The sequence below is a fragment of the Proteus sp. G4415 genome (genome assembly GCF_963896075.1).
Lineage (GTDB): Bacteria > Pseudomonadota > Gammaproteobacteria > Enterobacterales > Enterobacteriaceae > Proteus > Proteus mirabilis.
Map to the genome: position 1 here is coordinate 1 of NZ_CAWQOK010000038.1, position 25144 is coordinate 25144.

Below are 25144 nucleotides of genomic sequence, written 5' to 3' on the forward strand. Positions count from 1 at the left end.
TTTCTTAGTTCTTTTAATTTATTAACAGAAACTTGTACACAACGCTCTTGTGCGTCCATTAATGTTTTTAATGCAACAGGAGAAATTTTAGCTGGATAATAATATTCCAAGGGGTTAATTAATTGCGTATCAAAAGGTGGTGATTTAACTTCAAAGCTTCCACTTAATTCAAATACTCCCCCCGTTCCTTTATCTCTAGCAAAATGAGATGTATAGGGAAAACAGTTTTCTAAGTTAATACGTGTTACAGGCGAATGTTCAACTAATAAACGAAAACATTCATCGATATCAATACTCCCTTCACCAAGAGGCATTCCTGTAATTACCAGTGTTTCATCATCATGTGTAACAATATGATCTTTAAAATGAGTGCTATATGTATAAGGTGCTAATTTGCTCACTGTTACTATAGGATCTTCCCACGCCATCATGCCATTACCAATATCACAATGTGCACCAACCCAAATAGAATCAATATCTTTTACAATATTTAAGATTTCATCAGCCGTTTCATCTTCATGATTTTCTATTGCAAGACGTATACGATATTTTTTTAATAATGGAACAATAGACTTAATATCTTGAATAATTTTAGGGTATTGTTTCGGATTGTATTGTCCTCGACGAAACATATAAGTACGTATCACATCAGCACCAATTCCTCGAGCGATATCAATTGCTTTTGTTAATGCCTTTGGTGTTGTAAAACGTGTATCTAATTCACAATAAAGATTTTTATCTTCAATTGCCTGACGTACTTTTGCTAAATATTCAGGGCTATCACTTGTTAACACACCAAATTCTGGGTGTAATCCTTCATCAGGAATGATATTTAATTCGACCCCATCCAGCCCTAATTCAGTTGCTTTATTTATAAAATCAAAAACATCCATTACACCCTGCTGAAAAAATAGGTGATAGGACTCTGTTTCAATACCTAGTTTCATAATTTCTTCCTCGAATTCCTATACCCGTATTTAGCCATATTAAGAAAATAAAGTATGTGCTTAGGATCATAAAACTTAACTTAGTATAAAAATATTTTACTCAGTATTATCCGAGTATACTAAATATGGATTTCGACAACTTTTAACGTTAGAATTATTTAACTGTAATTATGGGTAAAATTTCTTATGGACCTTCCTACAAACCAAAAGATTACTGAAGAAGATCGGCATCTACTCCGCTCTTATATTCCTTTTCTCGATAATTTGGGGCAATTTCTCGGTGATTATTGTGAAATAGTGCTACATAGTTTTGAGGATTTACGCCATTCCGTTATCCACATAGTTAATGGACATGTTACTGGTCGTGGATTAGGTGCCCCCGTAACAAATATTGCTTTAGAAAAACTCTCAAAATTTAATCGAACAGATCAAATGTGGGAGGTTTATTTCAATACAAAAAGTGTTCGGCCATTTAAATCATCATCTACTTTAATTGTAAATAATGCAGGTACACCTATTGGTATGATTTGTATGAACTTTGCTCTCGATATGCCATTAAATGCATTAATAGATAGTTTTACTGATACAAATAATTTAAAACATGAAAATTTTTCACAAGATGTGAATAATCTTGTACAGAATCATCTAGAACCAATTAAAAAGAGAGTTTATGGAAATAAAAATATTCCAAGTAAATACAAGAACTTAGAGATAATTAAAGAATTAAATGAAAGTGGACTTTTTGAATTTTCAGCAACACATAAAATAGTATCCGCCGAATTAGGCATAAGCTCAGCAACAATTTATAAGCATTTAAGAAATTTAAGTAAGAAATAATAATAAGATTTACTTATTGTCTAGTAGGAGATGGGATCACTCCTGTCGTCCTCTAACAGCACCCTACTTACGGCTGCATATAAGGCGCCAAACACCACGCTCAGCATACTATAAAAAAACCAGTCCATTGTATGGACTGGTTTTTATCAATTCAGCTTAAAATTGAATAAACTTTAAGTTTCTTATTGATTATGAGAGCTACTACGGCGACGTGGTGCGTTTTCGTTATTACCGCGACCACGGAAGTTACCACGCTCGCCATTACCACGGCGTGGTGGTTGATCGCCTTTACTAAAGCGACGACCACCTTGTGGCTGACCATCACGACGGCTGCTATTACGGCGCTCACGGTAAGGTTGTGCATCACCCACTAACTGCATATTCAATGGTTTATTCATAATGCGAGTACGAGTGAAGTGGCTTAATAAATCGCCTGGCATCCCTTTTGGTAACTCAATGGTTGAGTGAGAGCCATATAATTTGATATTACCAATATAACGGCTACTGATATCGCCTTCGTTGGCAATAGCACCAACAATATGACGAACCTCAACCCCATCATCACGACCCACTTCAATACGATAAAGATCCATTTCACCCGCATCACGGCGCTCACGACGTGGAGAACGTTCGCGATCGTTACGGCGATCGTCACGATCGTTAAATTCACGACGAGGACGACGTACTGGATCAGGTGGCAGAATAAGTGCACGCTCACCTTGAGCCATTTTCAGTAATACCGCCGCCAATGTTTCCATATCTAACGCTTCTTCACCTTGTGGCGCTAATTTTGGTAACAATGCACGATATTGGTCAAGGTTACTTGTTTCTAACTGTTGAGCGATTTGCTGAGCAAATTTTTCCTGACGACGCTGACTAATCAGCTCTGCGTTTGGTAATTCAACTTCAGGAATAGACATCTTCATCGTGCGCTCGATATTGCGCAGTAAACGGCGCTCACGATTATCAACAAATAGAATTGCACGACCCGCACGACCAGCACGGCCAGTACGTCCAATACGGTGTACATAAGACTCTGAATCCATAGGGATATCATAGTTGACAACCAAGCTGATACGGTCAACATCCAGACCACGCGCAGCAACATCCGTTGCGATAAGGATATCTAAACGGCCGTTTTTCAGACGCTCTAATGTTTGCTCACGCAGAGACTGATTCATGTCACCATTCAATGCCGCACTGTTATAGCCATTACGCTCTAAGGTTTCTGCTACTTCTAAGGTCGCATTTTTTGTACGAACGAAAATAATAGCTGCATCGAAATCTTCTGCTTCTAAGAAACGGATTAATGCTTCATTTTTACGTGCACCATAAGTCATCCAATAGCTTTGGCTAATATCTGGGCGTGTAGTTACACTGCTTTGAATACGTACTTCTTTTGGATCATTCATAAAGCGACGTGTAATACGACGGATAGCTTCTGGCATCGTCGCAGAGAATAATGCGGTCTGGTGCTCTGCTGGGATCTTACTTAAGATATTCTCAACATCTTCAATAAAGCCCATACGTAACATTTCATCAGCTTCATCTAATACTAAACCTTTTAGTTTAGATAAATCTAAGGTGCCACGGTTTAAGTGATCTAATAAACGACCCGGTGTACCCACAACAACTTGTGGCCCTTGGCGTAATGCACGTAGTTGAACGTCATAGCGTTGGCCGCCATACAGAGCAACGACATTCACTTTTGGTAAATGTTTAGAAAAATCTTCAATGGCTTCGGCAACCTGAACCGCAAGTTCACGGGTTGGTGCTAACACTAAAATTTGTGGTGCTTTTAATGATTCATCTAGATTGTGTAATAACGGTAAGCTAAACGCAGCGGTTTTACCACTACCGGTTTGTGCCATACCTAGAACATCATTGCCATCTAAAAGGAAAGGAATACATTGTTGCTGAATTGGAGAAGGCTTCTCGTAGCCTAAATCATTCAGTGCAGTCAAAATAGGTGCTGATAAACCTAGATCAGCAAAAGTCATATCGGTTTCAGTAGTCATGTCACTGTGCCTCATTCATTATGGCGGCCAGTTGACATAACATACCGCATGGTTTGTCGGTCTTTATCATCTAAAATGTGAACTGGCTCAAATTATATTATTAAACGAACAAACAAGCCCTCATCCTATGCAGATGATGGCTTTCAAACTGATCAAAGAAATGTTCGTCAGCTATTGCTGGTCCGATTCCGCTAGGTCTTCTTGTTGGCCTAACAGTGCTAATTCCAACAATGCGTAGCGGTGCTCAACAAAGTTATGTGCGTTGTTGGCAACCGTCAGCTTGAATAACGCTTCAGCGCTATCCATGTCCCCCAGACTTAGGTAATATTTACCTAAATAGAAGTTAGTTTCACTAAGATGCTCAGCGAGCGAAGTGTTATCGGTTGACGTTTCATTTAGCCTTTCCATTAATGTTTTTTCACTAATGTCACCTAAATAAAACTCAACTATATTCCATCCCCATTGTCCCGTTTTATTCGCCTGTAGGTATCGCTGTTTCAGCTGTTTTTTAGCAGAATCAGAGTCTATCTCTTTTTCAACAAGATATAACCAAAGCGAACGAATGGGATCATTTGGATCGACCTGATAAAACGCCTGCAGATCATCCTGCGCCAATTTCAATCGGCCACCATAGTATAAAGCGATACCACGATTAAAACGCGCATTATTGTAAGTTGGATCAAGCTCTAAAACAGAATCAAACGCTTCATAAGCAGCATCATAATTCGCTGCTTGCGTAAAATAGATACCTAGAAAATTAAAAATTTCTAGCATATCTGGTCTCATTGACAACGCCATTGAAAAATCATTGCGCGCCAATGCTCTTAAACCGAGACTATCATACAGCACACCACGCTCATATAAAAGCTGTGCATATTCATCTTCGGTTAATGAACGGCTCGCCAGAATTTGTTCTATACGAGCCAATATCACTTCTTGTTGTAAAGAAGGCTGTAGTGGAGTAGCAAAAATAGCATTCTTACGCCATTCTGGACTAGTGCTGCACCCGGAAATAAAGATGAAAACAGCAATAGAACAACCGCGCAGAAATGTTTTCATTTCTCACTCCCAAAGTCAGACTCTTTCAACAAAAAGCGTTTTATGACGTCCTACTTGTCAATCATAATAAGTCTCTACCGATACCTATGTCTAGATATCGGTAATAGAATATCATTAATTTGCAGGATCTTCAGAAGAAGTTTCAGCTGCTTCCTGCTGGGTTGCTTGAGCCTCTTTCATGCTTAAGCGGATACGGCCTTGGCGGTCAATTTCCAGTACTTTCACTGGAACTTCTTGACCCATAGTCAGGTAATCACTTACTTTCTCAACGCGTTTGTCTGCGATTTGAGAAATATGCACCAGACCTTCTTTACCACCGCCGATAGCAACAAATGCACCGAAATCAACGATACGTGTTACTTTACCGTTATAGATACGGCCAACTTCGACTTCTGCCGTGATCTCTTCGATACGAGCGATAGCTTGTTTTGCTTGTTCGCCACTAGTAGCTGCAATTTTCACTGTACCATCATCTTCGATTTCGATAGTGGTACCCGTTTCTTCCGTTAATGCACGGATAACTGAACCACCCTTACCGATAACATCTTTGATCTTATCAGCATTGATTTTGATAGTGTGAATACGTGGTGCAAACTCAGAAATTTCTGCACGCGGTTGGCTAATTGCACTTTCCATTACCCCTAAAATATGCAGACGTGCGCTTTTCGCTTGATTTAACGCGACTTGCATAATTTCACGAGTGATACCTTCGATTTTGATATCCATTTGTAATGCACTGACTCCGTTACGGCTACCCGCAACTTTAAAGTCCATATCACCTAAATGGTCTTCATCACCTAAAATATCAGAAAGAACAACGAAGTTTTCACCTTCTTTTACCAGACCCATTGCAATACCAGCAACAGATTCTTTAATTGGTACACCCGCATCCATCAGTGCTAAAGAAGCACCACAAACAGATGCCATTGAAGATGAACCATTGGATTCTGTAATTTCAGACACTACACGTACTGTGTATGGGAATTCTTCAATCGTTGGCATAACGGCTAATACACCACGTTTTGCTAAACGACCATGACCAATCTCACGACGTTTTGGCGAACCCATCATACCTGTTTCACCGACAGAATATGGAGGGAAGTTGTAGTGCAGTAAGAAGGTATCGGTATGCTCACCCATGATGTCATCAATGGTTTGTGCATCACGTGCAGTACCTAAAGTAGCTGTTACTAATGCTTGCGTTTCGCCACGAGTAAATAGCGCAGAGCCATGTGTACGTGGTAATAAACCTGTACGAATATCTAAAGCACGTACCATGTCTTTTTCACGACCATCGATACGAGGTTCACCCGCTAATACACGAGCACGAACAATTTTCTTCTCTAAACCAGAGAAAATTTCAATGATTTCGCCTTCGTCTAAAGACTCATCTTCTGCTAATAATGTGCTGATCACTTCATCACGAATAGCATCGATTTGCTCATAACGCTCTTGTTTTTCAGTAATACGATACGCATCACCAATACGAGTTTGTGCTAATTGAGCAATACGATCATGTAAAGATTGGTTAATAGGCTCTGGTGCCCAATCCCATTTTTCTTTACCGACTTCGGCAACTAATGCATTGATATTTTCAATCACAACTTGTTGTTGTTCATGACCAAATACCACTGCACCTAACATTTGTTCTTCTGATAATAAATCAGCTTCTGATTCAACCATCAGTACCGCACCCGCAGTACCTGCAACCACTAAGTCTAATTTACTAATTTTCAGTTCATCAACGGTTGGGTTCAGTACATATTGACCATCAATAAAGCCAACACGAGCACCACCGATAGGACCATTGAAAGGTACACCTGATAATGACAGTGCTGCAGAAGCACCAATCATAGCAACGATATCTGGGTTAACTTGTGGATTAACAGAAACCACAGTCGCAACTACTTGGATTTCGTTTAAGAACCCTTCTGGGAATAGTGGGCGTAAAGGGCGGTCAATAAGACGCGCGATTAAAGTTTCACCTTCGCCAGGACGACCTTCACGACGGAAGAAACTTCCTGGAATACGGCCAGCTGCGTATGAACGCTCTTGATAGTTAACGGTGAGTGGGAAGAAGTCTTGTCCTTCTTTCACTTTTTTCTTAGCAACAACGGTAACAAAAACAGCAGTGCCGTCCATGTCAACCATTACAGCAGCCGTTGCTTGGCGAGCCATCATGCCCGTTTCTAACGTAACGGTATGTTGACCGTATTGAAATTTACGAACTGTAGGATTCAGCAAAATAATATCCTTTATCTTATTGTCGCATGATATTTAGCGACGATGAATAATCTTTTCTCCGCTACGTCCCCTCGCGACTAATGGAAATATTTAACTTAACCACGTTTAAACACTTTCATTAGCCGCGCGAATTGTCGCAACTAGAGAGACTAAATAACCATCACCACATTAAAACATAACGACTCATTTTTGAAATAGCACTTTCTTAAAAATAGCACTTTCTAGTAGAAAAGGGGCCTACGGGCCCCTTTTCACTGAAACTCACTTGATTAGCGACGCAGACCTAAACGTTCAATCAGTGCAGTATAACGAGCTACATCTTTACGTTTCAGGTAGTCCAGCAGATTACGACGGCTGGAAACTTTACGCAGCAGACCACGACGGCTGTGGTGATCTTTTTTGTGCTCTGAAAAGTGACCTTGCAGGTGGTTGATTTCTGCAGTCAGCAGTGCGATCTGAACTTCGCTTGAGCCAGTATCGTTAGCATCACGACCGAATTCAGCAACGATCTTTGCTTTCGCTTCAGTACTTAGAGACATAATAAAACTCCAATAAAAGTAAAATTTTCAGATAGCCAATCTCTAATTCAGCTATCCAACTCAGCCACCTAAACAGATAGCCGCATTATTCTACGCTTCAAACACACTTAGCGCAAGAATTGCTATTCAGGGTTATTGAGTGCGTGATAATCCACGACTAATCTTTTCGGTGCAACTAGACCATCTTTGATGATCGCAAGGCCAATAAATTTTTTCTCATCGCCTTCGGTGACTCTGACCCATTCCCCTTCATCCAAGGTGTGATTTACCCGAACCGGTTGCCCCAGTTTTAAGTAACCCGCCATAATGGCGGTTAAATGCACCACAGGGAAATGTGCAACCGCAGTATCCATAGGCAATAATAAGGCATCTAACGCAGGAAATGGTGACTCATCTTGTTGCTGAGCATCATCAATGATTGCACGCAATTGCTCAAGCGTCACCATACGCTCTTTCGGATAATCTGCGACTTCTAAACGACGTAAGAAAATCACATGGGCACCACAGTTTAATTTCTCACCCAGATCATCAATGATAGTGCGAATATAGGTACCTTTAGAACAATGAATTTCTAGTTCTAATTCATCGTCTTCCCAGCGAATAAATTGCAATTCATACACGGTAATGGGTCTTGCTTCTCGCTCAACTTCAATACCTTGTCTTGCATATTCATAAAGTGGTTTACCTTGATGCTTAAGGGCTGAATACATTGAAGGAATTTGCAATGTTTCACCACGAAAACTCTCTAACGCAGCATCGAGCGCTTGCTGGTTAAACTGTACAGGTCGTTGCTGGATCACTTGTCCATGAGCATCAGAAGTATCTGTTCTTTCACCTAATTTGGCAATCACTCGATAGCGTTTATCTGAATCCAATAAAAACTGTGAAAACTTTGTCGCTTCACCTAAACAGATAGGAAGCATACCTGTCGCTAAAGGATCTAAAGCGCCGGTATGCCCCGCTTTGCTTGCATTAAACATGCGGCGTACTTTTTGCAAAGCGTCATTCGATGAAATATCTTGAGGCTTATCAAGCAATAATACGCCGTTAATCTCACGCCCTTTACGACGACGCCCCATTACTCTTCCTCTTTATGACGGCGTTTTTCATCATCTTTGACAACATTTGACACAAGGTTAGACATACGCATACCTTCAACTAATGAATTGTCATAAGCAAATGTTAGCTCAGGAACAACACGTAAGCGCATCGCTTTACCTAATAAAGAGCGAATAAAGCCTGCTGCTTCATTAAGGGCTTTTAAGCCATTTTCTACCATTTCTTCATCGCTTTCTTCACCTGCTGATAGGTTTAAAAAGGTAACAAATACTTTGGCGTAAGCCAGATCACGTGAAATTTCAACACCGGATACGGTGGCCATTCCAATACGTGGATCTTTTACTTCGCGCTGTAAAATGATGGCGATTTCTTTTTGCATTTCCTGAGAAACACGCTGAGCACGGCTAAAATCTCTTGCCATTTTATCTCTCCCTGACAATGTCGTTATCACTCTATTGTCATTATTGATCCAATTTTAAAATCGATGATATCTAAAGAGTATACATAAAGTCACGTTTCACAACCGCTTTACGCTTTTTTTCTCTTTAGCAATAAATCTGCTCTTTAGCGTTATCTTACCCTGTTCTTTTAATGACATAAATTACTGAAAGCCAATCTATTTCGCTTATATTGAAAAATACAGAAAAGAATAAAGGGGGAATAGCATAAAGAGAGGAATAAGAAGGGAGCCATTAAGCTCCCTTCCTTTTTAAATCAGACGTACTCGATTAATCGATAGAACGTTTAATTTCGATAACTTGGAACACTTCAATCATATCGCCAACACGGACATCGTTGTAGTTTTTCACACCGATACCACATTCCATACCATTACGGACTTCGTTGACGTCATCTTTAAAGCGACGCAGTGATTCAAGCTCACCTTCGTAAATAACCACGTTATCACGTAATACGCGAATAGGATTGTTACGTTTGATATTACCTTCAACCACCATACAACCCGCGATAGCGCCGAATTTAGGTGATTTAAACACATCACGAACCTCAGCAAGACCCATGATTTCTTGTTTGTATTCAGGCTCTAACATACCGCTCATTGCTGATTTAATTTCATCAATCAAGCTATAGATAACGGAGTAGTAACGTAAATCAACACTTTCTTGTTCGATAATACGACGAGCAGAAGCATCAGCACGAACGTTGAAACCAAGAATGATAGCATCAGAAGCAGCCGCTAAAGTCGCATCTGTTTCAGTGATACCACCCACGCCAGAACCGATAATTTTCAGTTTAACTTCATCTGTAGAAAGTTTAACTAATGCATCAGTGATGGCTTCACAAGTTCCTTGAACATCCGTTTTCAGTACGATGTTCAGTTCAGAAACTTTACCTTCTTCCATGTTAGCAAACATGTTTTCCAGTTTAGATTTCTGTTGACGAGCCAGTTTCACTTCACGGAATTTACCTTGACGATATAAGGCAACTTCACGCGCTTTTTTCTCATCACGAACAACGGTTGCTTCATCACCCGCAGAAGGTACATTAGACAGACCTAAAATCTCAACAGGCATTGATGGGCCGGCAGATTGTACTTCTTTACCTAATTCGTTACGCATTGCACGAATACGACCGTATTCAAAGCCACACAGAACGATATCACCTTTATTCAAAGTACCTTCACGAACAAGGATAGTCGCAACAGGACCACGGCCTTTATCGAGGTAAGATTCGATAACAACACCGCTTGCCATACCTTCTTTTACTGCTTTCAGTTCAAGTACTTCAGCTTGTAATAAGATAGCATCCAGCAACTCGTCAATACCTAAACCTTGTTTTGCTGACACATGGATAAACTGAGTCTCACCACCCCAATCTTCTGGCAGAATGCCATATTGAGACAGCTCAGTTTTAACACGATCAGGATCAGCTTCTGGTTTATCAATTTTGTTCACGGCAACAACAACAGGCACATTTGCTGCTTTGGCGTGTTGGATAGCTTCGATAGTTTGTGGCATCACACCATCATCAGCAGCAACAACCAGAACAACGATATCCGTTACCTGAGCACCACGGGCACGCATTGAAGTAAATGCGGCGTGACCTGGAGTATCTAGGAAGGTAATTTCACCTTTGTCGGTTTTAACGTGATAAGCACCGATATGCTGAGTAATACCACCTGCTTCGCCTGAAGCCACTTTCGTTGAACGAATGTAGTCGAGTAAAGAGGTTTTACCATGGTCAACGTGACCCATAATAGTCACCACAGGCGCACGAGATACAGCCATTTCATCGCTAGTATCACGGTCGTTCATCACTTGTTCTTCTAACTCGTTTTCACGACGTAAGATAACTTTGTGACCCATTTCTTCCGCAACCAGTTGTGCCGTTTCTTGGTCTAAAACTTGATTGATGGTTGCCATTGCACCCATTTTCATCATTGTTTTAATGACTTCAGAACCTTTCACTGCCATTTTGTTTGCTAAATCAGCAACTGAAATAGTCTCACCAATGACAACATCGCGGTTTACAGCAGCGGCTGGCTTATTGAAGCCTTGCTGTAATGTGCTGTTTTTACGTCCTTTGCCTTTCTTGTTAGAACGGCCAGCAGCGCGAGCTTCTTCACGATCTGCTTTTTCAGAGTGACGGTTATTTTTCTTTGGACGAGGGGCTTTTGCTGCACGACCACGGCCACGGCCACCTTCAACCTCAGCATCACTTTCATCTTCTGCATCACGCGCATAGCGAGATGTCGTCACATGATAGTCAGTACCTTCTGTTTCAGATGACGTATCTGAAGTCCATTTTTCAGCATTTTCTTCCGCTAAGCGACGCGCTTTTTCTGCTGCAATGCGAGCTTCTTCTTCAGCTTTACGACGCTGAGCTTCTTCTGTTTTACGTTTCAGTTCAGCCTGTTCGGCTATGCGACGTGCTTTTTCCTGATCAGCCTTATCAGCTTTTGGTTTCTCGTTTTGTTTCACTTTGTCTTTTTCCGCTGCTTCGCGCTTAGCTAATTCCGCTGCTTCACGTTTTGCTTCTTCAGCTTCACGTTTTGCCTTTTCTTCAGCCTTTTTCTTGGCTTCTTCAGCTTCACGTTTTGCTTTTTCTTCAGCTTCGCGCTGTGCTTTCTCTTGTGCTTCGCGCTGTGCTTTTTCTTCTGCTTCGCGACGCGCCTTTTCTTCCGCTTCACGCTGAGCTTGCTCTGCCGCTTGTGCTTTTTCAACTGCATCACGGTTCACATAAGTGCGTTTTTTGCGGACTTCGATGGCTACTGATTTATTTTTGCCACCTGTACCAGGAACACTTAACGTACTACGCACTTTGCGCTGTAACGTTAATTTTTCTGGTTGGCTGGTTGACTCTTTATCACGGTTCAACCAAGCCAGCAAGGTTTCTTTCTCTTTTTGGGAGACAGAATCAGAGACGGTTTTCTTAATACCGGCATCAGCAAACTGCTGTACCAAACGTTCAACCGGTGTCTGAATCTCTTCTGCAAGTGATTTTACTGTTTCATCTGTCATTCTGTTCCTTCCTGCTCAGTTGTTACGCATCATTCCCAAACCAGCAGATATTACGAGCAGCCATAATGAGTTCGCCTGCGCGCTCACTATTTAAACCGTCAATATCAGTTAGGTCGTCGATACCCTGTTCGGCAAGATCTTCCAGTGTGCAGATACCACGGGCAGCTAGATCAAATGCTAAAGAACGTTCCATGCCTTCGAGAGCTAATAAGTCCTCAGCTGGCTGGTTATCGCCTAGGCTTTCTTTTTGAGCTAGTTCAATCGTTGTTAATGCCGCTTTTGCTCTTTCACGTAATGCTTCAACTGTTTCTTCATCAAGACCGTCGATAGCTAACAGTTCGTCAATCGGCACATAAACTAACTCTTCAAGGGTAGAGAAACCTTCTTCAACTAAAACAGTTGCGAAGTCTTCATCAATGTCGAGATGCTTAGTAAATATTTCAATGGCTGCGTTTGCTTCTGCCTGATGCTTAGCATTCAGTTCATCTGCAGTCATGACATTCAGTTCCCATTTGTCATCACCACGATGTTTTTTCAGTAATTGTGCTGCTAAGCGAACATTTTGACCATTACGGCCAATCGCTTGGGCAAGATTACTGCTTTCAACAGCGACGTCCATTGTACATTTGTCTTCATCGACAACAATAGAAGCAACATCTGCCGGAGCCATTGCATTAATCACGAATTGTGCAGGATTATCATCCCACAGAACAATATCAATTCGTTCACCGCCCAGTTCACTGGAAACGGCTTGTACACGTGCACCACGCATACCAACACAAGCACCCACAGGGTCGATGCGTTTATCGTTGGTTTTTACAGCGATTTTGGCACGAGAACCTGGATCACGTGCTGCAGCTTTAATCTCAATGATCTCTTCGCCAATTTCAGGTACTTCAATGCGGAATAATTCGATCAGCATTTCAGGACGAGAACGTGTTACGAAAAGTTGTGCACCACGAGTTTCTGTACGAACATCGTATAAGACACCACGTACACGGTCACCTGGGCGGAAATTTTCACGCGGTAGCATATCTTCACGTAAGATAACGGCTTCTGCGTTATTTCCTAAATCTAGGGTGATGTTATCGCGGTTTACTTTTTTCACAACGCCCGTGATAATTTCGCCTAATTGTTCGCGGAATTGATCAACAACCATCGCTCTTTCAGCTTCACGTACTTTTTGTACGATCACTTGTTTTGCGGTCTGGGTGGTAATACGGTCGAAAGTAACAGACTCAATTTGGTCTTCAATGAAGCCGCCTAGTTCAATTTCAGGCTCTTCGTATTTAGCCGCTTCAAGTGTGATTTCACGAGTAGGCTGAGTAACTTCTTCAACCACAAGCCAACGACGGAAAGTATCAAAATCCCCCGTTTTACGATCAATGCAAACTCGTACATCAATCTCTTGCTCATATTTTTTCTTAGTCGCTGTCGCTAATGCAGTTTCCAGTGCTTCGAAAATCTTCTCACGAGGAAGAGATTTTTCGTTAGAGACCGCTTCCACAACAGCCAGAATCTCTTTGTTCATCCTAGTTGCCTCTTCAAAACTTAAAAGTGGGGTACCAGGTTAGCTTTCTGGATGTTGCTCAGTGCGAACACTTCGTCTTTACCATCCACAGTAACCGTGATCATTTCGCCAGCGACAGACTTAATAATGCCCTGCCATTTACGGCGGTTTTGCATCGCAATTCGTAATACAACGGCGACTTCTTCGCCGATAAATTGCTCATAATGCGTTGTAGTGAATAAAGGTCTTTCTAAACCAGGAGATGAGATCTCAAGGTTATAAAATGTTTGAATTGGATCTTCAACATCCAGCACAGCACTGACCTGGTGGCTAACATCAGCACAATCATCAACAGTGATACCTTCTTCACTATCAATATAGATACGCAATGTTGATACTCGACCACGAATAAACTCAAGACCAACAAATTCAAAGCCTAATGCTTCTACTGGTGCTGAAACCATCGCTGTTAATTTTTGCTCTAATGTGGACAAACCCACCCCCAAGGCATAAAAAAAGGGCTTATAGCCCAGTATTCTATTCTCTGATAACAAAAAACCCCGAAATTCGGGGCTTTATGCAACTGGACCCTGTAACTTGCCAATCGAGATAACCTCTTCTACGGCACATTCCACTCAGGATCATAATCGGTTTACAAGATGATTAATGAGAAAAGTGCTGTATTGTTAGAAGTGGTTGCGGGGGCTGGATTTGAACCAACGACCTTCGGGTTATGAGCCCGACGAGCTACCAAGCTGCTCCACCCCGCGTTCGAAAAACGTGGCAAATTTTACGCTGATAACAAGCAAAACGCAAGCTATCTGGAATAATGGTGCCGAGAACGGGACTTGAACCCGTACGCCCGTTTTGTAGGCACTACCACCTCAAGGTAGCGTGTATACCAATTTCACCACCTCGGCACTTTAATGAGACTGTTTATTTAACCAAAACCCCAAACAATCTCATTTTTAACTATTACTTAGTTTACTGCGGAATATCTGTGTTTGCTGGTGCTACAGGCGCTGCTAATTGCTCAGCTTTTTTCGCTTCTTCTGCAGTCTGCTCGATAGACATCCACTTACTGTCTTCACGAACAGTTTTATTGGCACTTAAATTACCTAAAATAAGGCAAAGTACAATAAACACTGTTGCTAAAACAGCGGTCATACGGGTCATGAAATTTGCTGAACCGCTTGAACCAAATACTGTACCGGAAGCACCTGCACCAAAAGAAGCGCCCATATCAGCACCTTTACCCTGCTGTAACAGGATCAGACCAACCAGCCCTGTTGCTGCAATGATAAGAATAACAATGAGTGCTGTATACATTTGCGTTACCTATTCTATGGAACTTATCGCCTATGCGATAACCTTCGATTGCTTCACCCGCTTTAGTTCAACGACCTTACTAAGCGGGTGTGAATACTAACCAAACCTGAACTGACAAGCAAGGTTATTTTACTATAAAGTGATTAATTGAAGAAAAAAACAGCAATTAGCCAACATGTTTTACTGCATCAGCAATACGATTCGCCATCGCTGTGACTTGCTCTTCATTTTCGCCTTCAACCATCACTCGAATTAATGGTTCTGTTCCTGATTTACGTAATAAAACGCGTCCCTTACCACCAAGCTCCGCCTCGACTTCTTTTGCGACTTGCTGAACTTCTGTGGATTGTAGAGGATCGTGATTTCCCGTAAAACGAACATTCACCAAAATTTGTGGTAATAATTTCATGCCACTGCATAGATCATGCAAGCTCATATGGTTACGAACCATTGCGCTTAATACTTGCAGACCAGCAACAATACCATCACCCGTTGTTGTCTTATCAAGTAAAATAATATGACCCGAGTTTTCCGCCCCTAAACGCCAGCCTTTTTCTTGCAATTTCTCAAGCACATAGCGGTCACCCACTTTCGCTCTCACAAAAGGAATACCAAGCTGTTTTAAGGCAATCTCTAACCCCATATTACTCATTAGTGTACCGACGGCACCACCACGTAGTTGACCTTGACGCAATGCTTCTCGCGCAATGATATAGAGAATTTGGTCACCATCTACTTTTAGGCCTTTATGATCAACCATAATAATACGGTCACCATCACCATCAAAGGCTAAACCAACGTCGGCACCCTCTTCTAACACGCGTTTTTGCAACATACGTACATCTGTTGCACCACATTCGTCATTGATATTGATGCCCGTAGGCTCACAACCAATAGTGATAACCTCAGCCCCGAGTTCACGAAAAACATTAGGCGCAATATGGTAAGTTGCACCATGAGCACAATCCACAACAACTTTTAACCCATTTAAATTATTTTCGTTAGGGAACGTACCTTTACAAAATTCAATATAACGGCCTGCGGCATCAACAATGCGATTCGCACGCCCTAATTCTGCGGACTCTACACAAGTGATCGGTTTTTCCATTTCCGCTTCAATGGCTTCTTCTACTTCATCAGGTAGTTTTGTACCATCAATGGAGAAGAATTTGATGCCATTATCATAATAGGGATTATGAGAAGCAGAAATCACTATGCCAGCTTCTGCTCTGAAAGTACGGGTTAAATAAGCGACCGCGGGGGTTGGCATCGGGCCTGTAAATGAAGCGGATAATCCCGCAGCAGCAAGGCCTGCTTCTAGAGCCGATTCCAACATATAACCAGAAATACGAGTATCTTTACCGATAATGATTTTACGTGAGCCGTGACGTGCAAGTACTTTACCTGCAGCCCAGCCTAGCTTTAATACAAAATCAGGTGTAATAGGGCTGTCACCTACTTTTCCACGGATACCGTCTGTTCCAAAGTATTTACGTTCGCTCATTCATTATTTTCCTTTGCAGAAAGAGTCGCCTGCACGACTTTCATCGCATCTACAGTCTCTTTAACATCGTGTACACGAATAATTTGTGCCCCTTGCATTGCAGCAATAACTGCGCAAGCAACACTACCAGCAACACGTTCTTGTGGCGGAACATTGAGTAACTGTCCTACCATTGATTTACGTGACATTCCGGCGAGTATCGGTAAACCAAAGTGATGAAAATCACTTAGATGTGCTAATAATTGATAATTATGCGCTAAATTTTTACCAAAGCCGAAGCCTGGATCAAGAATAATTTGATTTTTCTCGATACCAGCATCAATACAACGTTGAATATTCTCTGCCAGAAAAGCATCAACTTCTATCATCACATTCTTATACTGCGGCGAATGTTGCATTGTTTTAGGTAAACCTTGCATATGCATAATACAAACAGGTAACCCCGTTTTTGCAGCCGCCTGCAGTGCTCCAGGTTCGGTAAGTGAACGTATATCATTGATAATAGAGGCACCCGCTTGAGCGGACTCCGTGATCACTTGTGCTTTGGATGTATCAACAGAAATCCACACATCAAAACGTTGCTGGATAGCTTCGACCACAGGAATAACACGATGTAACTCTTCATCGACAGAAACATCACTGGCACCCGGCCTTGTTGATTCACCACCGATATCGATGATAGAAGCCCCTTCAGCAATAAGTTTAGCGGCGTGGTTAATAGCATCATTAAGAGAGTTATGCGTTCCGCCATCAGAAAATGAATCTGGCGTCACATTTAAAATGCCCATCACTTGGGGTGAAGATAAATTAAGCTCTCTTCCTCTGGCAATTAATTTCATTTCGTTGATACCTATATAAAAAAACCCCAGAAAGCCTGGGGTTTGTATTTATAGCTTACTCAATATAGAACCCGATAAGGATTAATGAGTATTGTTATCAGAAGGTGTGTCACTCTCTGATCCTGACTTATTATTTGGCTCATTCGTCACATGTGTTTGTGTCGGCTGTGCTGTAGCGGTATTTGCACCACTATTGCCATTATTGCCTTCCCAACCTGCCGGTGGACGAACTTCACGACGATTCATTAAGTCATCAATTTGAGGTGCATCAATGGTTTCATAAGTCATTAATGCATCTTTCATTGAGTGCAGAATATCTAGGTTGTCCATCAGGATTTGACGAGCACGGGTATAGTTACGATCGATGATAGCTTTAATTTCTTCGTCGATAGTACGTGCCGTTTCATCTGACATATGTTGCGCTTTAGCAACTGAACGACCTAAGAACACCTCACCGTCTTCATCAGCATACAGTAATGGCCCTAATTTTTCAGAGAAGCCCCACTGTGTCACCATGTTACGCGCAATATTGGTTGCCACTTTGATATCATTAGAAGCCCCTGTCGAAACATGTTCAGGCCCATAAATGATCTCTTCCGCTAAACGACCACCATAAAGTGTTGAAATTTGGCTTTCCAGTTTTTGACGGCTGGCACTGATTTGGTCACCTTCAGGTAAGAAGAAAGTCACACCTAATGCACGTCCACGAGGGATAATCGTCACTTTATGTACCGGATCATGTTCAGGCACTAAACGACCAATAATAGCGTGTCCCGCTTCATGATAAGCCGTTGATGCTTTTTGTTCTTCGGTCATAACCATTGAACGGCGTTCAGCACCCATCATGATCTTATCTTTTGCTTTTTCGAACTCGACCATTGAAACAACACGTTTGTTACCGCGTGCAGCAAATAGTGCAGCTTCATTAACCAAGTTTGCCAAGTCAGCACCGGAGAAACCCGGAGTACCACGAGCAAGGATCGCAGGATCAACGTCTGGTGATAATGGCACTCGGCGCATATGCACTTTCAGAATTTGCTCACGACCACGAACATCTGGTAAACCTACGACGACTTGACGGTCAAAACGACCTGGACGTAATAATGCAGGGTCTAATACGTCAGGGCGGTTAGTTGCGGCAATCACGATGATACCTTCGTTGCCTTCAAAACCATCCATTTCGACCAGCATCTGGTTCAGCGTTTGTTCACGTTCATCATGACCACCGCCAAGACCGGCACCACGTTGACGACCAACCGCATCGATTTCATCGATAAAGATGATACAAGGTGCTGCTTTTTTAGCCTGTTCAAACATATCACGAACACGAGAAGCACCGACCCCGACAAACATTTCAACGAAGTCAGAACCAGAAATAGTAAAGAAAGGTACTTTTGCTTCACCAGCAATCGCTTTTGCTAATAATGTTTTACCCGTACCAGGAGGACCAACCATTAGGATACCTTTCGGAATTTTACCACCTAATTTCTGGAAACGACCCGGATCACGTAAATACTCAACTAGCTCGCTGACTTCTTCTTTTGCCTCATCACAACCTGCAACATCAGCAAAGGTTGTTTTGATTTGGTCTTCTGTCAACATGCGAGCCTTACTCTTACCAAAAGACATCGCACCTTTACCGCCACCACCTTGCATTTGGCGCATAAAGAAGATCCAAAGACCAATCAGTAAAAGCATTGGGAACCAAGACACAAAAATTTGTGTTAGAAGGCTTTGACCTTCAATGGGTTCACCGGTCACTTTTACATTACGGTTCATTAAAGTGGTCAGCAGGTTATCATCACGCATAGGCATATACGTGCTGTACTTTGAGTTATCTGTTTTAGTTACATTAATATCATAACCACTTATGCTGACCTCGCGTAACTGGTTATTAGTTAACTCATTGATAAAGGTAGAGTAATCCACCTTACGACTATTCGAATCGCTGGGTCCGAAGCTCTGGAATAATGACATCAATACGACTGCAATGACTAACCAGAGGATCAGGTTTTTCGCCATGTCACTCAAGGGATTAACCTCATATTACAACTGTGTTAACAAATAGCTTTAGGGTACTAAAGTTTACGCCCTGTGGCTACAATATATACCTCACGAGAACGAGACCGCGAAGCGTCTGGTTTACGAACTTTCACTTTCGTAAACAGGGAGCGTATTTGCCCCAGGTACTCATCAAAGCCTTCTCCCTGAAACACTTTGACAATAAAACTTCCCCCGGGAGCCAGCACATCACGACACATATCAAGCGCTAACTCTACTAAATACATGGATCGAGGAATATCGACCGCGGGTGTTCCGCTCATGTTTGGAGCCATGTCAGACATGACAACCTGGACTTTATTATCACCTACTCTATCAAGCAATGCCTTCAATACAAGTTCATCACGAAAATCGCCTTGAAGGAAATCGACACCAACGATAGGATCCATAGGTAAAAGGTCACATGCGATGATCCTACCTTTATTTCCTAACTGCTGTACGACATATTGAGACCACCCACCCGGAGCAGCACCTAAATCGACAACGGTCATACCTGGTTTGAAAATGTTATCACTTTGCTGAATTTCTTCCAATTTAAACCAAGCTCGAGAGCGAAACCCTTTTTTCTTTGCTTGTTGAACATATTTATCACTAAAATGTTCTTGTAACCAGCGGCTAGAGCTTGCCGAACGTTTTTTATTGGCCATTGCGTTTTCCAACTATCATACACTTAGCAATCAAAAATTTTACTTCTTCACTCATTTTACCGCATCTTGACGACATTTTATGGTGATAAATGAGAGATGGCGTTAGAATAGACCGTTTTCAATCCCAACTAAGCAAAAATTAATGATGACTCTTAACAAAAAACAAATTCAACACCTGAAAGGGCTCGCTCATCATCTCAATCCTGTCGTTATGATCGGTAACAACGGGTTGACTGAAGGCGTTCTTGCAGAAATTGAAATCGCTCTGGCACATCATGAGCTTATCAAAGTCAAAATCGCAGGCGAAGATCGAGATGTTAAAAACTTGATCGTGGCAGCGATTGTGCGTGAAAGCGGTGCACAGAATGTACAAGTTATCGGAAAAATGGTTGTTCTTTATCGCCCTTCTGAAGCGCGTAAAATTATTTTACCGAAATAAAACTTATACCTTTATATAAAAATGCCATAACTAACTCTATGGCAAAAAAGGCCTTTTCAGGCCTTTTTTAATATTACCACAGGATAGCATTCTAGTTTTCTATAGAAACGTAAAATTACAAATTAAATATATTCTACGTTTAAAACTTCATACTCTACTTGGCCGCCTGGGGTGTTAATGACCACCACATCATCTAACTCTTTACCAATCAATCCACGGGCAATCGGTGAGTTGACTGAAATTAAGTTTTCTTTAATGTTTGCTTCATCATCACCAACAATGCGGTATTTTTGCTCTTCTTCAGTATCCACATTGAGTAAAGTCACCGTGGCACCAAAAATAATACGTCCATTATTTGTCATTTTAGTGATATCAATGACTTGCGCATTTGATAATTTTGCTTCAATTTCTTGAATGCGGCCTTCACAGAAACCCTGTTGTTCACGAGCTGCGTGATATTCCGCGTTTTCTTTTAAGTCGCCATGTTCCCGTGCCTCAGCAATGGCCGCGGTAATTTCTGGGCGACGAACAGTTTTTAGATATTCCAGTTCTTCGCGTAATTTTTCTGCTCCGAGAACTGTCATAGGGATCTGATTCATGTGTTAATACCTCAATACTATTCCTAATAAAAAATAGGTATCATCCTGATTTTTTATACTAACAACACAGAGAAAAGGTTCTACTTTACTCTTCTCAAGACAAAAAAAGACACAGGCAGCCTTAATGAGGGCCTGTCCCTTTATATATTCGATGAATAGAAAATAATTGTAACTTTCTACCCTTTTGGTTGGGAAGTAGTAAAAACCTCCCTTATCTAAAGCTAAACTAAATCTAACACAAGAGGCCAATGGCTTCACGTCTTATTCTCGTTTTAAAAACAGGATAAGTAATATTTTCTGATAATCAGATAATCACACGTGTTACCGTTTACTTTTGCCCTCATTGCCCTTTAGTATTAGCCTCTGGCAATCAACACTATAGCGTTAAGCTTATAGTTACGGATAGAGAAATTATGCGCTTATTACCTATATTCCGCGGAATATTTTATACCTTGAGTCTGTTAAGCTTTTCAACCCTCGCCATTCCTGTTGAAAAATATATAGAACTTTTGCCTGATGGCACTCAAGTCGGTTTAATCACCCAAACTGTTGGCGCATCCTCCCCTAACCTAACTTATAATGATAATCAATTATCTTTGCCAGCCAGCACACAAAAAGTGGTCACAGCTTTAGCCGCCCTATTGCAATTAGGGGGCGATTATCAATTTACCACCACAATGGAAACGGAAGGTAAGATAAAAAACAATCAACTAGAGGGTGATTTAATTTTCCGTTTTAGTGGTGATCCTACGCTAACTCGCCAGCAATTACGAGCAATGGTTGCCGTATTAAAACAATCCGGCGTCACAAAAATAACGGGAAATTTATTAATTGATACCTCTGCTTTCTCCAGCCATGACAAAGCGCCGGGATGGGTTTGGAATGATATGACCCAATGCTTTAGTGCCCCACCAAGTGCCGCTATTGTAGATAAAAATTGTTTTTCCGTCTTACTGCAAAGTGGTCAAAAAGAAGGTGATATCGCCACCATACGTAAAGCGTCTTTTTATCCTGTCACGGTTTTAAGCGAAGTTGAAACCTATGAAAAAGGCTCAACACGAACCCGCTTTTGCGAATTAGACGTCACGGTGAGAGATTTAAATACTTATGTGATAACAGGCTGCATTCCTAAACGTGAAGAAGCCATGCCGCTGATGTTTTCCATTCAAGATGGTGCGCACTGGGCAGGTATATTGCTAAAAGAAGAGTTACAACGTGCAGATATTGAGCTGGACGGTTATGTCAAACGCCGCTCCCAACCTAAAGCCCCTGTTACTGTTTTAGCTCAAACACAATCTAAACCGTTATACACTTTATTGACGACGATGTTAAAAGAGTCTGACAATATGATTGCAGATGCCGTATTTAGAACTATTGGTCGTGAATATTATGGTGTTGCTGGCACTTGGCGTTCAGGGGCGGATGCCACTCGTGCTATTTTAAAACAAAAAGCGGGCATTGATTTAGCTAATACAATTATGGTGGATGGATCTGGGCTTTCCCGCCATAACCTGATAGCCCCCGCAACCATGATGCAAGTATTACAATATGTCGGACAACATGATAGTGAATTAAATTTTATCAGTATGCTTCCTCTTGCCGGTCATGATGGTACATTGCAATATCGTGGTGGTTTTACTGAAGCGGGCGTCAACGGTAAAGTTTCCGCTAAAACAGGTTCACTCAAGGGAGTGTATAATCTAGCTGGCTTTATGACCACAGCCAATGGACAGAAAGTGGCATTTGTACAATTTATTTCTGCCTACTCTCCCCCTACACAAAATCGCAATGCTGGACGCGCCTATTTGGTTCGTTTTGAAACGAATTTATATAAAGATATCTATAACAATAAATAGCACTATTATTTGTTAGAAAGTAAAAACGCCTGAAAATTCAGGCGTTTTTTATGTCTCGCTATCTGTATGTCTATACGATACCGAGACAACAATACCGATAAAAAGAGAGATTAGCGTTGGTAGATAAACTCTACACCATCATCATCTTCTTCATCCCAATCTTCGTCATCGTCTTCAAGGTCAGGATTTTCAAGTTGTTCTTTATGGTAGTCATCCCACATAAAATCAACTTTTTCTTCAGCGGCTAAAGCGGTAGCAATATCTTGCTCACGTGGGGTCACTTTCAGGAATTCCATAATATCCCAACAAAGTTTTTTCACCCCTTCTTGGTTGATAGCAGCAATCATATAATAATCACCTTCCCAACCCAACGCTTCAACTATCGCTTGTGCTTTCTGTTTTGCTTCATCGGCATCAAGCAGATCCACTTTATTGAAAACTAACCAACGTGGTTTTTGTGCCAGTTTATCGCTGTATTTTTCTAATTCAGAAATAATGATTTTGGCATTTTCAACGGGATCAGAACCATCAATAGGATCGATGTCGATCAAATGCAATAATACACGGCAACGTTCTAAATGTTTCAGGAACTGGATCCCAAGACCCGCGCCATCAGCAGCCCCTTCGATCAGCCCCGGTATATCCGCAACGACAAAGCTTTGATGGCTGTCCATACGCACAACACCTAAGCTAGGTACTAGTGTAGTAAATGGATAATCTGCCACTTTTGGTTTGGCTGCCGAGACGGCTCGAATAAAGGTAGATTTACCGGCATTCGGCATACCTAACATACCTACATCCGCAAGTAGCATCAGCTCTAACAGTACTTCACGTGATTCACCTGGTGTACCCATTGTGCGTTGACGTGGTGCACGATTGACTGATGATTTAAAACGCGTATTCCCTAAACCATGGAAGCCACCTTTAGCGACCATTTGTTTTTGACCATGTACCGTTAAGTCAGCAATGATCTCACCTGTAGCAAGATCACGGGCACGCGTCCCCACAGGGACATTAATAGTAATATCTTGACCACGTTTTCCCGTACAATCACGGCTTTGGCCATTTTCACCACGCTCAGCGCGGTAAGATTTAGTAAAACGGTAATCGATAAGGGTGTTGAGGTTTTCGTCTGCAACCATGTAGACATCACCACCATCACCGCCATCACCACCGTCTGGTCCCCCTTTCGGGATATATTTTTCTCGACGAAAGCTTACACAGCCGTTACCACCGTCGCCAGCGACGATTAGGATCTTGGCCTCATCAACAAATTTCATGATTTTACTCCGTATGATAGCCATTAACGTGCTGGATGGCCGAAATTACCCAGAGATGGCCTTTTTTAAATATAAAAAGCCCCGCAACAGACTGTGCAGGGCTTTTAACTCGGTGTTTAAAGGACCGGTAATTATTCAGCTTCGATGCTGATAAATTTACGATTGTTTGGACCTTTAACTTCGAATTTAACTTTTCCGTCAGCTAACGCAAACAGGGTGTGGTCACGACCACAACCAACGTTAGTACCTGCATGGAACTTAGTACCACGTTGACGAACGATGATGCTACCTGCTAATACAGCTTCACCACCGAAACGTTTTACACCTAGACGTTTTGCTTCGGAATCGCGACCGTTACGAGTCGAGCCGCCAGCCTTTTTGTGTGCCATTAATCTGCTCTCCTAAACCTTAAGCGATACCAGTGATTTTAACATCAGTAAACCACTGACGGTGGCCCTGTTGTTTACGGCTGTGTTTACGACGACGGAACTTAACAATTTTAACTTTCTCGCCGCGACCGTGAGCAACCACTTCCGCTTTAACTTTAACGCCCTCAAGGATTGGAGCGCCAATTTGAATGTTGTCGCCATCAGCGACCATCATGACGGTGTCAAACTCAATAGTTTCGCCAGTTGCTACTTCAAGCTTTTCTAAGCGAATTGTTTGACCTTCGCTGACTCGGTGTTGTTTACCACCACTTTGGAAAACCGCGTACATATAAACTCCGCTTTCCGCACACTCCCAATATGTATAATTTGAGTGCACAATTAAAATATTCACATAGGGCGCGAATTCTACGCAAATTTAGTCGCGATGACAAGTATAGATCGCAAACAACCAGCAAAAAAAAGAGTTTTTTACACAATATTTATTTCAGCCATTTTTAAAGTACAATCTA

The 25144-nt window shown here is 41.8% G+C and carries 22 protein-coding genes and 2 tRNA genes; 3 read left to right on the forward strand and 21 right to left on the reverse strand.

Annotated features, from left to right (window positions below; translation table 11 throughout):
- Positions 1-947: sugar phosphate isomerase/epimerase family protein (locus AACU95_RS03210; protein WP_161737173.1), on the reverse strand; the 947-nt coding region annotated here is incomplete at its 3' end.
- A 186-nt stretch (positions 948-1133) separates the two neighbouring features.
- Here AACU95_RS03210 and AACU95_RS03215 point away from each other — a divergent pair.
- Positions 1134-1784, forward strand: a complete 651-nt coding sequence (locus tag AACU95_RS03215; protein WP_004246231.1) for a helix-turn-helix transcriptional regulator — start codon at positions 1134-1136, stop codon at positions 1782-1784.
- A 182-nt stretch (positions 1785-1966) separates the two neighbouring features.
- Here AACU95_RS03215 and AACU95_RS03220 read toward each other — a convergent pair whose 3' ends face one another.
- The 16 genes from AACU95_RS03220 to rlmE all read right to left on the reverse strand — a co-directional run bounded on the left by AACU95_RS03220 (position 1967) and on the right by rlmE (position 20072).
- Complete coding sequence (locus tag AACU95_RS03220; RefSeq protein WP_026090516.1) at positions 1967-3802, reverse strand: DEAD/DEAH family ATP-dependent RNA helicase; 1836 nt, start codon at positions 3800-3802, stop codon at positions 1967-1969.
- Between the two features lie 171 nt (positions 3803-3973).
- Entirely contained in the window at positions 3974-4861 is an 888-nt protein-coding gene (gene nlpI, locus AACU95_RS03225; protein WP_004249600.1) for a lipoprotein NlpI, read from the reverse strand.
- A 114-nt stretch (positions 4862-4975) separates the two neighbouring features.
- On the reverse strand, positions 4976-7105 hold the full coding sequence (gene pnp, locus AACU95_RS03230) for a polyribonucleotide nucleotidyltransferase (protein WP_004246234.1): 2130 nt from the start codon (positions 7103-7105) through the stop codon (positions 4976-4978).
- A 269-nt stretch (positions 7106-7374) separates the two neighbouring features.
- Positions 7375-7644 carry a 30S ribosomal protein S15 gene (rpsO, locus tag AACU95_RS03235; RefSeq protein WP_004253005.1) on the reverse strand — a complete coding sequence of 90 codons (270 nt, stop codon included), beginning with the start codon at positions 7642-7644 and terminating at the stop codon, positions 7375-7377.
- Positions 7645-7766: 122 nt separating this feature from the next.
- The gene (truB, locus tag AACU95_RS03240) at positions 7767-8723 is read right to left on the reverse strand and encodes a tRNA pseudouridine(55) synthase TruB (protein ID WP_004253007.1); all 957 of its coding nucleotides are present in this window, start codon (positions 8721-8723) and stop codon (positions 7767-7769) included.
- Entirely contained in the window at positions 8723-9124 is a 402-nt protein-coding gene (rbfA, locus tag AACU95_RS03245) for a 30S ribosome-binding factor RbfA (RefSeq protein ID WP_004246236.1), read from the reverse strand. The genes truB and rbfA overlap by 1 nt, the downstream gene beginning before the upstream one ends.
- Before the next feature lie 307 nt (positions 9125-9431).
- Entirely contained in the window at positions 9432-12182 is a 2751-nt protein-coding gene (gene infB / locus AACU95_RS03250; RefSeq protein ID WP_004246237.1) for a translation initiation factor IF-2, read from the reverse strand.
- 22 nt (positions 12183-12204) lie between these two features.
- Positions 12205-13713 (reverse strand): transcription termination factor NusA, encoded by a 1509-nt coding sequence (gene nusA / locus AACU95_RS03255; RefSeq protein ID WP_004246238.1) that lies wholly within the window; start codon positions 13711-13713, stop codon positions 12205-12207.
- Positions 13714-13733: 20 nt separating this feature from the next.
- Positions 13734-14186, reverse strand: coding sequence for a ribosome maturation factor RimP (gene rimP, locus AACU95_RS03260; protein WP_004253010.1), 453 nt, complete (start codon positions 14184-14186; stop codon positions 13734-13736).
- Between the two features lie 199 nt (positions 14187-14385).
- Positions 14386-14462, reverse strand: a tRNA-Met gene (locus tag AACU95_RS03265).
- A gap of 60 nt (positions 14463-14522) precedes the next feature.
- A tRNA-Leu gene (locus AACU95_RS03270) sits at positions 14523-14612 on the reverse strand.
- A gap of 64 nt (positions 14613-14676) precedes the next feature.
- Positions 14677-15021, reverse strand: a complete 345-nt coding sequence (secG, locus tag AACU95_RS03275; protein ID WP_004246240.1) for a preprotein translocase subunit SecG — start codon at positions 15019-15021, stop codon at positions 14677-14679.
- Positions 15022-15187: 166 nt separating this feature from the next.
- Entirely contained in the window at positions 15188-16525 is a 1338-nt protein-coding gene (gene glmM, locus AACU95_RS03280) for a phosphoglucosamine mutase (RefSeq protein WP_004246241.1), read from the reverse strand.
- A complete protein-coding gene (gene folP / locus AACU95_RS03285) occupies positions 16522-17364 on the reverse strand; it encodes a dihydropteroate synthase (protein ID WP_004246242.1) in 843 nt (280 codons plus the stop codon). Before folP ends, glmM begins: the two co-directional genes overlap by 4 nt.
- An 81-nt stretch (positions 17365-17445) precedes the next feature.
- Positions 17446-19386, reverse strand: a complete 1941-nt coding sequence (ftsH, locus tag AACU95_RS03290) for an ATP-dependent zinc metalloprotease FtsH (RefSeq protein ID WP_004246243.1) — start codon at positions 19384-19386, stop codon at positions 17446-17448.
- Positions 19387-19442: 56 nt separating this feature from the next.
- A complete protein-coding gene (gene rlmE, locus AACU95_RS03295) occupies positions 19443-20072 on the reverse strand; it encodes a 23S rRNA (uridine(2552)-2'-O)-methyltransferase RlmE (RefSeq protein ID WP_004246244.1) in 630 nt (209 codons plus the stop codon).
- Between the two features lie 145 nt (positions 20073-20217).
- Here rlmE and yhbY point away from each other — a divergent pair, with 145 nt between their 5' ends.
- Positions 20218-20511, forward strand: coding sequence for a ribosome assembly RNA-binding protein YhbY (gene yhbY / locus AACU95_RS03300; protein WP_012368729.1), 294 nt, complete (start codon positions 20218-20220; stop codon positions 20509-20511).
- A gap of 122 nt (positions 20512-20633) precedes the next feature.
- On the opposite strand, the gene greA is transcribed toward yhbY, so the two are convergent.
- On the reverse strand, positions 20634-21110 hold the full coding sequence (gene greA / locus AACU95_RS03305) for a transcription elongation factor GreA (protein ID WP_004249606.1): 477 nt from the start codon (positions 21108-21110) through the stop codon (positions 20634-20636).
- Positions 21111-21523: 413 nt separating this feature from the next.
- Here greA and dacB point away from each other — a divergent pair, with 413 nt between their 5' ends.
- Positions 21524-22966: a serine-type D-Ala-D-Ala carboxypeptidase gene (gene dacB, locus AACU95_RS03310; RefSeq protein WP_141191938.1), complete on the forward strand. Its 1443-nt coding sequence runs from the start codon at positions 21524-21526 to the stop codon at positions 22964-22966.
- Between the two features lie 110 nt (positions 22967-23076).
- Here dacB and cgtA read toward each other — a convergent pair whose 3' ends face one another.
- From cgtA to rplU, 3 genes are all read right to left on the reverse strand, one after another.
- Positions 23077-24246, reverse strand: a complete 1170-nt coding sequence (gene cgtA / locus AACU95_RS03315; protein WP_004253016.1) for an Obg family GTPase CgtA — start codon at positions 24244-24246, stop codon at positions 23077-23079.
- Between the two features lie 131 nt (positions 24247-24377).
- Complete coding sequence (rpmA, locus tag AACU95_RS03320) at positions 24378-24635, reverse strand: 50S ribosomal protein L27 (RefSeq protein ID WP_004246250.1); 258 nt, start codon at positions 24633-24635, stop codon at positions 24378-24380.
- A 19-nt stretch (positions 24636-24654) separates the two neighbouring features.
- Complete coding sequence (rplU, locus tag AACU95_RS03325; protein WP_004246251.1) at positions 24655-24963, reverse strand: 50S ribosomal protein L21; 309 nt, start codon at positions 24961-24963, stop codon at positions 24655-24657.
- Between the last annotated feature and the right edge of the window lie 181 nt (positions 24964-25144).